Below are 12,277 nucleotides of genomic sequence, written 5' to 3'. Positions count from 1 at the left end.
AACACCGCTTACAACTACGCAGACCACCGCTTCCAACTCCGGCTATCCGCCAGCACGAGCGTAGGAGGCTGGGGCGTCCGTCGGGGATGTCCCCGCCTCCTTGCGTTCCAGCCGAGGAAGGCTCCGCGGAGGAAAGCCTTGCACACGACATTCGGTGATGGATTCTTACGCTTTCCCGGCGGGCTGAAGGCCCTATATGTAGTGAAACTCCATCACCGAATGGGCAACAGTGCCTCGAGCATGAAGAAGCCCGGTCCTTCGTGGAGAAGGACCGGGCTTCTTCATGCCGTGCGGTGGGCCCGCAGGGGCCGACCTACATGGTGCGGGTCAGGATGGCCGTCTTGACCTCCTGGATGGCCTTGGTGACCTCAATGCCGCGCGGGCAGGCGTCCGAGCAGTTGAAGGTCGTACGGCAGCGCCACACGCCCTCCTTGTCGTTGAGGACCTCCAGGCGCATATCGCCGGCGTCGTCGCGGGAGTCGAAGATGAACCGGTGCGCGTTCACGATCGCCGCCGGACCGAAGTACTGGCCGTCGGTCCAGAACACCGGGCAGGAGCTGGTGCAGGCCGCGCACAGGATGCACTTGGTGGTGTCATCGAAGCGCTCACGGTCAGCCGGGGACTGCAGGCGCTCAGCGGTGGGCGCGGGGGAGTTGTTGACCAGGAAGGGCATGATCTCGCGATAGGACTGGAAGAAGGGCTCCATGTCCACGATCAGGTCCTTCTCGATGGGCAGACCCTTGATGGCCTCCACCGTGATCGGCTTGGAGGTGTCCAGGTCCTTCAGCAGCGTCTTGCAGGCCAGGCGGTTGCGGCCGTTGATGCGCATCGCGTCGGAGCCGCAGATGCCGTGGGCGCAGGAGCGGCGGAAGGTCAGCGACCCGTCGATCTCCCACTTGACCTTGTGTAGGGCGTCCAGCACGCGGTCGGTGCCGTACATGGTCAGGGTCCATTCGTCCCACCACGCGTCTTCGGCGCGCTCGGGGTCGTAGCGGCGGACCTTCAGAGTGATGGTGAAGGACTCGACGGCACCGGCCTCGCCGCCGGAGGCGCCCAGATCCACCTTGCTTGCCGGTTCCTGTTCCACTGTGGGGGTGCTCATCAGTACTTACGCTCCATCGGCTCGTAGCGGGTGAAGACCACCGGCTTAGTGTCAAACCGGATGCCCTTGATGCCTTCGGTCTCAGCTTCCTCGTCCTTGTACAGCATTGAGTGAAGCATGAAGTTCTCGTCGTCGCGATCCGGGAAGTCCTCGCGGTAGTGACCACCGCGGGACTCCTTGCGGTGCAGTGCGGAGACGGTCATGACCTCTGCCATGTCCAGCAGGAAGCCCAGCTCCACGGCCTCGAGGAGGTCAAGGTTGAAGCGACGGCCCTTGTCCTGGATCTGGACGTTCTTGTAGCGCTCCTTGAGCTCACCGATCTTGGCGAGTGCTTCCTTGATGGTCTCCTCGGAGCGGAACACCTGCATGTTGGCGTCCATGGTGTCCTGCAGCTCGGCGCGCAGGGTGCCCACACGCTCGCCGCCGCTGCCGCTGCGCATCATGTTCAGCTGGTTCTCGACGAATGCGGTGGGGTTCTCCGGGATCTCCACGAAGTCTGCACCCACGGCGTACTCGGCGGCGGCGATGCCGGCGCGCTTGCCGAAGACGTTGATGTCCAGCAGCGAGTTGGTGCCCAGGCGGTTGGAACCGTGGACGGAGACGCAGGCGACCTCGCCGGCGGCGTAGAGGCCCGGCACCACGGTGTCGTTGTCCTGCAGGACCTCAGACTTCACATTGGTCGGGATACCGCCCATGGCGTAGTGGCAGGTCGGGAACACCGGCACCGGCTCCGTGTAGGGCTCCACGCCCAGGTAGGTGCGGGCGAACTCGGTGATGTCCGGCAGCTTGGCGTCAATATGCGCCGGCTCCAGGTGGGTCAGGTCCAGCAGCACGTAGTCCTTGTTGGGACCGCAGCCGCGTCCCTCGCGCACCTCATTGGCCATGGAACGGGCCACGATGTCACGCGGGGCCAGGTCCTTAATGGTCGGAGCGTAGCGCTCCATGAAGCGCTCACCCTCGGAGTTGCGGAGAATGCCGCCCTCACCTCGGGCCGCTTCGGAGAGCAGAATGCCCAGACCGGCCAGGCCCGTCGGGTGGAACTGCACGAACTCCATGTCCTCCAGGGGGATGCCCGCGCGGTAGGCGATGGCCATGCCGTCACCGGTCAGGGTGTGGGCGTTGGAGGTGGTCTTGAAGATCTTGCCCAGACCGCCAGTGGCGAAGACCACGGACTTGGCCTGGAAGACGTGGATCTCGCCGGAGGCCAGGTCGTAGGAGACGACGCCGGCAACACGCTTCTGCATGTAGGTGGAGCCGTCCTCGCGGGTGGCCTCCTCCTCAACGGTGAGCAGGTCGAGCACGTAGTACTCGTTGTAGAACTCCACGTTGTGCTTGACGCAGTTTTGGTAGAGCGTCTGCAGAATCATGTGGCCGGTGCGGTCTGCGGCGTAGCAGGCGCGGCGCACCGCGGCCTTGCCGTGATCGCGGGTGTGACCGCCGAAGCGGCGCTGATCGATCTTGCCCTCGGGTGTGCGGTTGAAGGGAAGACCCATCTTCTCCAGGTCCAGAACGGCGTCGATGGCCTCCTTGGCCATGATCTCCGCAGCGTCCTGGTCCACCAGGTAGTCGCCGCCTTTGACCGTGTCAAAGGTGTGCCACTCCCAGTTGTCCTCCTCCACGTTCGCCAGGGCCGCACACATGCCGCCCTGTGCGGCGCCGGTGTGGGAGCGAGTGGGGTAGAGCTTGGTCAGCACGGCCGTGCGGGCGCGCTGACCTGATTCGATCGCGGCACGCATCCCCGCGCCGCCGGCGCCGACGATGACGACGTCGTACTTGTGAACCTGCATCAGCTTTTCGGCTCTCTTTTCTTGGGTGTCTTGTGACGTGTTGCGTGGACTAGCGGAGTGGCCCCGCTGCCGGGGTGCTCATCAGTTGACGATGCCCTCGCAGAAGGCGGGAACGGCGTCGTCGATGAGGTTGCCGGCGTCGTCGAGCATGCAGGGCTCAAAGGTGAAGATCACCAGGGTGCCCAGGATGATGATGACGACGGTGGAGAGGTAGAGGATGGACTTCAGCCACAGGCGGGTGGAGTCCTTCTCCGCGTAGTCATTGATGATGGTGCGCATGCCGTTGGCGCCGTGGAGCATGGCCAGCCACAGCATGGTCAGATCCCAGAACTGCCACACAGGGTTGGCCCATTTGCCGGCTACAAAGGCGAAGTCGATCTGGTGGATGCCGTCGCCGACCATGAGGTTGACCCACAGGTGGACGAAGATCAGGATGACCAGCGCGGCGCCGGAGACGCGCATGAAGACCCATGCGGCCATCTCAAAGGAGCCGTTGGAGATGCGGTTGCGCAGGTACTTGGGGTCAACTCGTCCCGAACGCGGGGCTTCGATGCCCTGGGCGGGGAGGACTGCTTCAGAGTTAGTTGTCATTGTGGTGATCACTCCCCACCGGTGAAGAAGATCATGAGGTGCCGAACGGAGAACAGCGCCATGGTCACGAACCACAGGCCCAGGACTACGTACAGCATCTGCTTGTGGTAGCGGGTGCCCTGCTTCCAGAAGTCCACGAGAATGATCCGGATGCCGTTGAAGGCGTGGAAGACGATGGCGCCCACCAGGCCGATCTCACCGAAGATCATGATCGGGTGCTTGTATGCGCCGATCACGGCGTCATATGCCTCCGGAGACACGCGCACCAGCGAGGTGTCGAGCACGTGCACCAGGAGGAAGAAGAAGATGCCGACACCGGTAATACGGTGCCCCACCCAGGACCACATGCCTTCGCGGCCCTTATAGAGGGTGCCCCGACCTGACGGGGCGCTCTTTGTCTGCGTCACCTGTTGTTAACCTCCCTGCATCGTCGCATGGCGTTCCGTCAGCCCCTTGGGTGCGATATCCGATCGCTTGGCTAAAGCGGAATGTGTGACGCCTGTGCGAGTAGCGACCTTGGGTACAAGCCTAAGGCACCCGTGCTCCGGTTGTGCTCCTCGGCACAGTGGGTGCGCATGTATTGCGGGCCCATCCTAGCCGTTTACCAGCCGTTCAGCTGAAAAAACCGGCCACTGGGAGTTCTTCTACATTCGGTAGAAAATCGCAATGTTCTGTCTCAGATGTTTCAGAGACCTCACAGGGGGTGCCACGAGCCCATTCAGCGCTCGCAGTAGGCTGGGGTCCGTGACTTCCAGCGCTGATCTTTTCGAGACATTTTTCGCGGTGATTCCGGCCGGGGGCGTCGGCACCCGGCTGTGGCCGCTCTCGCGCGCCAACGCGCCTAAGTTTCTGCATGACCTGACCGGCTCGGGCACCACCCTGATCCGCTCCACCTACGAACGGCTCACCCCGCTGGCTGGTGAGCGGGTGATGGTGGTGACCGGCGTCAAGCACCGTGAGGCGGTGGCTGGACAGATTCCTGAGCTCGACGAGCGGGACCTCGTGCTGGAGCCCGAGCCTAAGGATTCGGCGGCCGCGATCGGGCTTGCCGCGGCGATCCTGCACCACCGGGATCAGCAGTCAGGGTGCCAGGAGCAGGGCCGCGGCACCATCATGGGCTCCTTCGCCGCGGACCAGGTCATCGCTCCCGTGGAGATCTTCCAGGAGGCGGTCCGGGAGGCTGTGGCGACCGCTGCGCCCACCGCGGAGTCGGACGGAAAGATCGTGACCATCGGCATCAAGCCCACACATCCCTCCACTGGGTTCGGCTATATCCGGGCCGGCGAAAGGTACCCGGTTGAGGGGGCGCCGCACGCCCACCACGTGGTGGAGTTCGTGGAGAAGCCCGCCGAGGAGGTGGCCCAGCAGTACGTCGCCAGCGGCGACTATCTCTGGAACGCCGGCATGTTCGTGGCGCCGGTGGCCCTGATGCTCAAGCACCTGGCTGCCGCGGAGCCCGAGCTTCATGCCGGACTCACGGAGATTGCCGCCGCCTGGGACACCCCTGAGCAGGAGGCGACCCTGGAGCGGGTCTGGCCCACGCTGCCGAAGACGGCGATCGATTACGCGGTGGCCGAGCCCGCTGCCGCCGCCGGAGACGTGGCGGTCATCCCGGGTGAGTTCACCTGGGACGACGTCGGGGACTTCGCCGCGATCGCCCGCTTGAACCCCGCTGCGCATCAGGAGGGCATGACGGTGCTGGGATCCAAGGCGCGGGTGTACTCGGAGGAGGCCTCCGGCGTCGTCGTCGCTGACACCAATCGCGTGATCGCGCTCATCGGAGTGGAGAACATCGTGGTCGTCGATACTGGTGACGCGCTGCTGGTGACCACTACCGACCACGCGCAGAACGTGAAGAAGGCTGTGGAGGCCCTGAAGGAGAAGGGAGACAGCGATGTCCTCTGAGGCAAGAGTCGAAGCCGAAGCGGTGCTGGATGCCGCAGAGGCCGCCGGAGCCTTCCAGGATCTGCCCGGATATGTCATGAGCCTGAAGCAGACGCTCATCCAGTTCCGCCGGGACATTCACGCCCACCCGGAGTTGGCCTTCAAGGAGACCCGCACAACGGAGCAGATTCTGCGCACGCTGCGTGAGGCGGGCCTCGACCCTCAGCCGCTGCCCGAGACCACCGGCGCCTACGTGGACGTGGGTCCGGAGGGTGCGGAGTTCGCTGCGGGCTTCCGTGGTGACATCGACGCGCTGCCGGTGGTGGAGACCACCGATCTGCCCTATGCCTCCACGGTGGAGGGCGTGGCCCACGCCTGCGGCCACGACATCCACACCACCGTGATGGTGGGCCTGGCGCTGACGCTGCAGCGGCTGCACCGCGCGCGGATCGAGGACGGCGACCCTGCCGGCCTCGGGGCACGCGTGCGGGTGATCTTCCAGCCGGCCGAAGAGACCATGCCTGGTGGCGCCAAGGAGGTGGTCCGTCAGGGACTGCTGGAGCCCCTGCCGCGGATCTTCGCCCTGCACTGCGACCCCAAGCTCACCGTGGGCTCCATCGGTACCCGCATCGGCCCCATCACGTCCGCCGGCGACATCGTGCGCATTGAGGTCACCGGCCGCGGCGGCCACACCTCCCGGCCGCACCTGACCGAGGACGTCATCGGTGCGCTCAGCCATATCGCCACCACGGTGCCCGCGGTGCTGGCCCGCCGAATCGACGTGCGCTCCGGTGTCTCCCTGGTGTGGGGGCACATCCAGGCCGGCAACGCCGCCAACGCCATTCCCTCCACCGGCATTCTGCACGGGACCATGCGCATCCTCGACGCCGGGGCGTGGAAGGAGGCCGGAGGGGTGCTGGCGCCCATCGTGCAGCAGGCGGCGTCCTCCTACGGAGTCGACGTCGCCCTGGACCACGTGCGCGGAGTGCCTCCGGTGAACAACGCGGAGACGGAGACGGGCCTCATCGAGGAGGCCGCACGCCGGGTGCTGGGGCCCAAATGCGTGACGCTGGCCGAGCAGTCCATGGGCGGTGAAGACTTCGGGTGGATGACCCATGAGCTCCCCGGTGCCATGTTCCGCCTGGGTACCAAGACTCCCGAGGGTGAGGACTACGACCTGCATCGCGGCGACTACGCCCCCGATGAGCGCGCCATCTCTGTGGGCGTCAAGGTGATGGCCTCTGTGGCCGAGGCGGCCGTGGCGGAGCTGCGGGAGGCGGGCGTCATCTCCGATATCCGCTCCTCAGGTCCTGCATAGGATGAGTCTATGGTGATGGACGTGCCGGATCAGCCCGACCCCGCCCGCTCACTGGGCGAGCAGACCAGCGCTGCGGCCCCGCCCGACTTCGAGGCGCTGACCGAGGCGGCACGGGATGCCATGACCCGGTCCTACGCCCCCTATTCGGGCTATCCGGTGGGGGCCGCCGCAGTGACCGAGGACGGGCGCCTCGTCACCGGCTGCAACGTGGAGAACGCCTCCTATGGCCTGGGGCTGTGTGCGGAGTGCACCCTCGTGGGACAGCTTCAGCTCACCGGCGGCGGTCGCCTGGCGGCCTTCACCTGCGTGAACGCGGCGGGGGAGTACATCACCCCCTGCGGCCGTTGCCGCCAGCTGCTCTATGAGTTCTCCGCCGAGATCCTGTGGATCCGCACCGCCGCGGGCGTGACCACGATCGATGCCCTGCTGCCGGAGGCCTTCGGTCCGCACGACCTCGAGGAGATCAGATGAGCACCACCTACGACGCGATCGACCTCATCCGCGCCAAGCGCGACGGCGGCCGGCTCACGGCCCAGCAGATCCACTGGCTCATCAGCGCTTACACCGCGGGCCGGGTGGCAGAGGAGCAGATGAGCGCCCTGGCGATGGCGATCCTGCTGCGCGGCATGGACCGCGAGGAGATCAGCCAGTGGACCGCCGCCATGATCGACTCCGGCGAGCGCATGGACTTCTCCTCCCTGAAGCACGACGACGGCACACGTCGTCTGACGGCGGACAAGCACTCCACCGGAGGGGTGGGCGACAAGATCACCCTGCCCCTGGCGCCGCTCGTGGCAAGCTTCGGGGTGCCCGTCCCGCAGCTCTCGGGACGCGGCCTGGGTCACACGGGCGGAACCCTCGACAAGCTGGAGTCCATCCCCGGGTGGCGGGCAGAGCTCAGCGGCACCGAAATTCTCCGGCAGCTCGATGAGGTCGGTGCGGTCATCTGCGCAGCCGGCGCGCAGCTGGCCCCCGCCGATAAAAAGCTCTACGCCCTGCGTGATGTCACCGGCACCGTGGAGTCCATCCCGCTGATCGCCAGCTCCATCATGTCTAAGAAGATCGCCGAGGGGACAGACTCCCTGGTGCTGGACGTCAAAGTCGGCACGGGAGCCTTCATGAAGACCCCTGAGGACGCCGCCGAGCTGGCTCGCACGATGGTGGCCCTGGGCACCGACGCCTCCGTGAAGACCACAGCCCTCATCACGGAGATGAACACCCCGCTGGGCCGCACTGCGGGCAACGCTCTGGAGGTGCAGGAGTCTCTGGAGGTGCTCGCCGGGGGCGGGCCCGCCGACGTCGTGCATCTAACCGTCGAGCTGGCCCGGCACATGCTGGCCGCAGCTGGCCGGCCTGATGCTGACCCAGAGGAGCACCTGGCCAACGGCCGTGCCATGGACACCTGGCGCGCCATGATCCGCGCCCAAGGCGGGGATCCGGAGGCCGCGCTGCCGCAGCCCAAGCACACGCACACCGTCACCGCGGCCGTCGGCGGCACCATCACCCGGATGGATGCGCTCGCCGTGGGCATCGCCGCCTGGCGACTGGGTGCCGGACGCGCGCGCCGGGAGGACCCCGTGCAGGCCGAGGCGGGGGTCTACATGCACGTGAAGCCCGGAGACGCCGTCGTCGCCGGGGCGCCGCTGGTGACCCTGCACACCCAGGAGGAACAGCGGATCCCGCGCGCGCTGGAAGCCTTGGAATCCGCCATCGACGTGGATGAGGAGGGCGGTGCCTTTGTGGCCGAACCGCTCATCCACGCCACCGTCACCGCCGAAGACCTCTGAGGTTCCGCGTGCGCCAGCATCCGAGAACCGCAGCCCGGCCGGCACCCCGCAGCGAGGGGAGTGAGTGAGCCATGGGACTGGGCGAACTCATTGACGGGCTCAATGAGCTGATCCTCAATGCAGCCTCCGGCTGGTGGACTCTGGTGGGGCTCTTCGCCTTCTGCGTCGCCGACGGTTTCTTTCCGATCCTGCCCTCTGACGCGCTGGTGGTGGGGCTCGGCTCCCTGCAGGGTGAGCCTGGAACGCCCTTCTGGCTCTGGTCCGCCCTGGTGGCGGCCGCCGGAGCACTGATCGGAGACTTCATCGCCTACCACCTGGGCCGTGGCCTGGGCTCGGGCATGCTGGAAGGCCGCGGGCGCTTCCGCTGGATGCGCCGGCCCGGCACGCTGAAGACGCTCCTCTGGGCACGGCACGAGTTGGACAAGCGCGGGGTGCTCGTCATCTTTGTGGGCCGCTTCATCCCCGGGGGACGGGTGGCGATCAACTTCGTGGCCGGCTCTACCCGGTACTCCCTGCGCCGATTCCTGCTCATCGACGCTTTCGCCTCCCTCGTGTGGGCCGGGTGGCTGACCGGACTGGGCATCGCCGGCACCGCAATCTTCGGCAATATGCTCATCGCCATGGCCGTGGGCATCGGCGTGGCTGTGGTGCTGGGATGGATCTTCGACAGACTCTTCCGCATCCTGACCAGGTGGCTGGACTCCCGCGGAGTGCATTTGGACCCGGAGGATTACAAGGACACCTCCACCATCGAGATCGATCCGCCCATCCACCTGCGCCGCAAGCGCGATGACGGCTAGGCTGGTGGGCATGACTACTTCGACCGGCTCCGCCGATCTGCGTGACCAGCTCCGAGCACTTCCTAAAGTTTCCCTCCACGACCACCTGGACGGCTCCCTGCGGCCTAGCACCCTGGTGGAACTGGCCGCCAAAGTCGGCCACGAGCTTCCCGTCACCGATCCTGAGGAGCTGGCGCAGCGCTTCGCGGCCAACGCCGCCTCCGGCTCCCTCGAGAAGTACCTGGAGGCCTTCGCCCACACGACTGCGGTCATGCAGACCGCCGAGAACCTGCGTCGCGTAGCTCGCGAGTATGTAGAGGATCTCGCGGCCGACGGTGTCATCTACGCCGAGGTGCGCTGGGCCCCCGAGCAGCACCAGGAGCAGGGCCTGAGTCTGGACGAGGCCGTCGAGGCCGTACAGGCCGGTCTGAATGAGGGTGCTGAGGCAGTCGCCGCTGCCGACGGCATCATCGTGGTCGGCCAGCTGATCTCGGCCATGCGCCAGTCTGACCGGGCCGATGAGATCGTGGAGCTGGCCCTGCGCCACCGCGACAAGGGCGTGGTCGGGTTCGACATCGCCGGCCCGGAGGCGGGCTTCCCGCCGTCGAAGTTCGCCGCGGCCTTCACCCGGCTCGCCGAGCAGATGCTGCCGGCCACCGTGCATGCGGGAGAGGGCGATGGTCTGGAGTCCGTCCGCGATGCGCTGGTCTCCGGCCGCGCCCAGCGGTTGGGCCACGGCGTGCGCGTGGCCGAGGACATCCGCATCACCACAGGCGAGGACTCCCGCTCCAAGACCGCCGACGAGGGTGAGGAGCTCATCGAGGTCGAGCTCGGTCCGGTGGCCCGCTGGGTGCGAGACCGCCAGATCCATCTCGAAGTTTCCCCGACCTCCAACGTCCAGACCGGAGCCATTGCAGGCTTCGCGGCAGAGGGGGAGGAGCCGGCGCTCGCCGACCACCCCTTCGACATGCTCTACCAGCTGGGCTTCAACGTGGGCGTGAACACCGACAACCGTCTGGTCTCCGGCGTCACGCTCACCGGCGAGCTCGCCCTGTTGGCCGAGACCTTCGGCTACGGACTCGCCGAACTGGCTGACTTCCAGGCCAATGCCCTGGAGGCCTCATTCCTGGGCTACGAGGAGCGCGAAGCACTGGCCGGCGTCATCCTCGAAGCCTGGAACGCCTGAGCGTCAGGCAGGGTCGCACGCCCATGACGACGACGCCTCCTGAGGACCCCTTCGCCCGACTTCAGTGGGTCATCGCCTCACTGCGTGAGCACTGCCCGTGGACCGCGCAGCTCACCCACGAGTCGCTGACCCCGTACCTGGCGGAGGAGTCCCAGGAGGTCATCGAGGAGATCGAAGCCGGCGTCGTTGGGGATCCCCTCCGAAAGGAGCTGGGGGATCTGCTGATGCAGATCGTGCTTCATGCTCAGATCGCCTCCGAGCGCGGGGACTTCGACTTTGCGGGGGTGGCAGAGGCGATCACCGCCAAGCTCATCCGGCGCAGCCCCCACGTCTTCACCCCCGACGGACAGCTGGCTCCCACCGAGGCCAGCCTCGAGGAGATCGACGCCGCCTGGCAGCGAATCAAAGCCGAGGAAAAAGCGGAGGATCCCCAGCTCTAGCGCTGGTCCACTAGGCTGGAGCTGAAGTCAACGGGGACTCATGACACCACTCACAACACAAGGAGCACTCATGTCTCTGATCGCCAGCGTGTACGCCCGCGAAATTCTCGACTCCCGCGGCAACCCCACCGTTGAGGTGGATGTTCTCCTCGACGACGGCAGCTTCGGCCAGGCCGGCGTTCCCTCCGGCGCCTCCACCGGCGCCTTCGAGGCCGTGGAGCGCCGCGACGGCGACAAGTCCCGCTACCTCGGCAAGGGCGTCAAGGACGCCGTCAACGCCGTCAACGAGGTCATCGCCCCTGCCCTGGAGGGTCTGGACGCTACTGAGCAGCGTGTCATCGACCAGGTGCTGCTGGACCTCGACGGCACCGAGAACAAGGGCAGCATCGGCGCCAACGCCATTCTGGGCGTGTCCCTGGCCGTGGCCAAGGCCGCAGCTGATGCGTCCGACCTGCCGCTGTACAAGTACCTCGGCGGCCCCAACGCCCACCTGCTGCCGGTGCCGATGATGAACATCCTCAACGGTGGTTCCCACGCAGACTCCAACGTGGACATCCAGGAGTTCATGATCGCCCCCATCGGTGCGGCCACCTTCTCCGAGGCCCTGCGCGCCGGCGTCGAGGTCTATCACGCCCTGAAGTCCCTGCTGAAGGAAAAGGGCCTGAACACCGGTCTGGGCGACGAGGGCGGCTTCGCCCCCGACCTGCCCTCCAACCGCGAGGCTCTGGACCTGATCACCGAGGCCATCACCCGCGCCGGCTACACCCCCGGCAAGGACGTGGCTCTGGCACTGGACGTGGCAGCCTCCGAGTTCTTCGACAACGGCACTTACACCTTCGAGGGTGAGGCCCGCAGCGCCGAGCAGATGAGCGCCTACTACTCCGAGCTGGTGGACGCCTACCCGCTGGTCTCCATCGAGGACCCGCTGCACGAGGACGACTGGGCCGGCTGGAAGACCCTCACCGAGCAGATCGGTGCCAAGGTTCAGCTGGTGGGCGATGACCTGTTCGTCACCAACCCTGACCGCCTGGCCCAGGGCATCGATGCCGACACCGCCAACTCCCTGCTGGTGAAAGTCAACCAGATCGGCTCGCTGACCGAGACGCTGGACGCCATCGCACTGGCTCAGCGCAGCCGCTACACCACCATGATCAGCCACCGCTCCGGTGAGACCGAGGACACCACCATCGCGGACATCGCCGTGGCCGTGAACGCCGGACAGATCAAGACCGGTGCTCCGGCGCGCTCCGAGCGCGTGGCCAAGTACAACCAGCTCCTGCGCATCGAAGAGGAGCTCGGCGACGCGGCACGCTACGCCGGCGCCAGCGCCTTCCCGCGCTTCAGCGCGTGAGCTAGTTGTGATGTTCAGGGAGGTTGGTCAGCCTGGTGATGGGTGGTTGGCC

General features: G+C 66.4%; 12 protein-coding genes. 8 read left to right on the top strand and 4 right to left on the bottom strand.

Annotated elements, in window-relative coordinates; genetic code table 11:
- Nucleotides 1-313: 313 nt before the first annotated feature.
- From RH857_RS13060 to sdhC, 4 genes are all read right to left on the bottom strand, one after another.
- The gene (locus tag RH857_RS13060; RefSeq protein ID WP_310538417.1) at nt 314-1,102 is read right to left on the bottom strand and encodes a succinate dehydrogenase iron-sulfur subunit; all 789 of its coding nucleotides are present in this window, start codon (nt 1,100-1,102) and stop codon (nt 314-316) included.
- Nucleotides 1,102-2,889 carry a succinate dehydrogenase flavoprotein subunit gene (gene sdhA, locus RH857_RS13055; RefSeq protein ID WP_310538416.1) on the bottom strand — a complete coding sequence of 596 codons (1,788 nt, stop codon included), beginning with the start codon at nt 2,887-2,889 and terminating at the stop codon, nt 1,102-1,104. The genes RH857_RS13060 and sdhA overlap by 1 nt, the downstream gene beginning before the upstream one ends.
- Nucleotides 2,890-2,970: 81 nt before the next feature.
- Nucleotides 2,971-3,480 carry a succinate dehydrogenase hydrophobic membrane anchor subunit gene (locus RH857_RS13050; RefSeq protein WP_310538415.1) on the bottom strand — a complete coding sequence of 170 codons (510 nt, stop codon included), beginning with the start codon at nt 3,478-3,480 and terminating at the stop codon, nt 2,971-2,973.
- An 8-nt stretch (nt 3,481-3,488) separates the two neighbouring features.
- Nucleotides 3,489-3,887, bottom strand: coding sequence for a succinate dehydrogenase, cytochrome b556 subunit (gene sdhC, locus RH857_RS13045; RefSeq protein WP_310538414.1), 399 nt, complete (start codon nt 3,885-3,887; stop codon nt 3,489-3,491).
- Nucleotides 3,888-4,224: 337 nt separating this feature from the next.
- Here sdhC and RH857_RS13040 point away from each other — a divergent pair, with 337 nt between their 5' ends.
- From RH857_RS13040 to eno, 8 genes are all read left to right on the top strand, one after another.
- Nucleotides 4,225-5,385, top strand: coding sequence for a mannose-1-phosphate guanylyltransferase (locus RH857_RS13040; RefSeq protein WP_310538413.1), 1,161 nt, complete (start codon nt 4,225-4,227; stop codon nt 5,383-5,385).
- 76 nt (nt 5,386-5,461) lie between these two features.
- Nucleotides 5,462-6,682 carry an amidohydrolase gene (locus RH857_RS13035; protein ID WP_310538419.1) on the top strand — a complete coding sequence of 407 codons (1,221 nt, stop codon included), beginning with the start codon at nt 5,462-5,464 and terminating at the stop codon, nt 6,680-6,682.
- Nucleotides 6,683-6,697: 15 nt separating this feature from the next.
- A complete protein-coding gene (locus RH857_RS13030) occupies nt 6,698-7,153 on the top strand; it encodes a cytidine deaminase (protein WP_310538418.1) in 456 nt (151 codons plus the stop codon).
- The gene (locus RH857_RS13025; RefSeq protein WP_310538412.1) at nt 7,150-8,469 is read left to right on the top strand and encodes a thymidine phosphorylase; all 1,320 of its coding nucleotides are present in this window, start codon (nt 7,150-7,152) and stop codon (nt 8,467-8,469) included. The genes RH857_RS13030 and RH857_RS13025 overlap by 4 nt, the downstream gene beginning before the upstream one ends.
- A 71-nt stretch (nt 8,470-8,540) precedes the next feature.
- Nucleotides 8,541-9,269, top strand: coding sequence for a DedA family protein (locus RH857_RS13020; RefSeq protein ID WP_310538411.1), 729 nt, complete (start codon nt 8,541-8,543; stop codon nt 9,267-9,269).
- 10 nt (nt 9,270-9,279) lie between these two features.
- On the top strand, nt 9,280-10,434 hold the full coding sequence (locus RH857_RS13015) for an adenosine deaminase (protein ID WP_310538410.1): 1,155 nt from the start codon (nt 9,280-9,282) through the stop codon (nt 10,432-10,434).
- A gap of 23 nt (nt 10,435-10,457) precedes the next feature.
- Complete coding sequence (locus RH857_RS13010; RefSeq protein ID WP_310538409.1) at nt 10,458-10,874, top strand: MazG nucleotide pyrophosphohydrolase domain-containing protein; 417 nt, start codon at nt 10,458-10,460, stop codon at nt 10,872-10,874.
- Between the two features lie 70 nt (nt 10,875-10,944).
- Nucleotides 10,945-12,225, top strand: a complete 1,281-nt coding sequence (eno, locus tag RH857_RS13005) for a phosphopyruvate hydratase (protein WP_310538408.1) — start codon at nt 10,945-10,947, stop codon at nt 12,223-12,225.
- The last annotated feature ends 52 nt before the right edge of the window (nt 12,226-12,277 follow it).

It is taken from the genome of Nesterenkonia flava (assembly GCF_031432335.1).
GTDB classification, from domain to species: Bacteria; Actinomycetota; Actinomycetes; order Actinomycetales; family Micrococcaceae; genus Nesterenkonia; species Nesterenkonia flava.
This window is presented reverse-complemented; position numbering and strand designations above follow the sequence as displayed.

Bases quoted from the DNA above. Each gene is read 5' to 3' on its own strand.
- RH857_RS13060 (WP_310538417.1), bottom strand. From the start codon at position 1,102: ATGAGCACCCCCACAGTGGAACAGGAACCGGCAAGCAAGGTGGATCTG.
- RH857_RS13035 (WP_310538419.1), top strand. From the start codon at position 5,462: ATGAGCCTGAAGCAGACGCTCATCCAGTTCCGCCGGGACATTCACGCC.
- RH857_RS13015 (WP_310538410.1), top strand. From the start codon at position 9,280: ATGACTACTTCGACCGGCTCCGCCGATCTGCGTGACCAGCTCCGAGCA.
- eno (WP_310538408.1), top strand. From the start codon at position 10,945: ATGTCTCTGATCGCCAGCGTGTACGCCCGCGAAATTCTCGACTCCCGC.
- RH857_RS13020 (WP_310538411.1), top strand. From the start codon at position 8,541: ATGGGACTGGGCGAACTCATTGACGGGCTCAATGAGCTGATCCTCAAT.
- RH857_RS13030 (WP_310538418.1), top strand. From the start codon at position 6,698: ATGGACGTGCCGGATCAGCCCGACCCCGCCCGCTCACTGGGCGAGCAG.
- RH857_RS13010 (WP_310538409.1), top strand. From the start codon at position 10,458: ATGACGACGACGCCTCCTGAGGACCCCTTCGCCCGACTTCAGTGGGTC.
- RH857_RS13050 (WP_310538415.1), bottom strand. From the start codon at position 3,480: ATGACAACTAACTCTGAAGCAGTCCTCCCCGCCCAGGGCATCGAAGCC.
- RH857_RS13025 (WP_310538412.1), top strand. From the start codon at position 7,150: ATGAGCACCACCTACGACGCGATCGACCTCATCCGCGCCAAGCGCGAC.
- sdhA (WP_310538416.1), bottom strand. From the start codon at position 2,889: ATGCAGGTTCACAAGTACGACGTCGTCATCGTCGGCGCCGGCGGCGCG.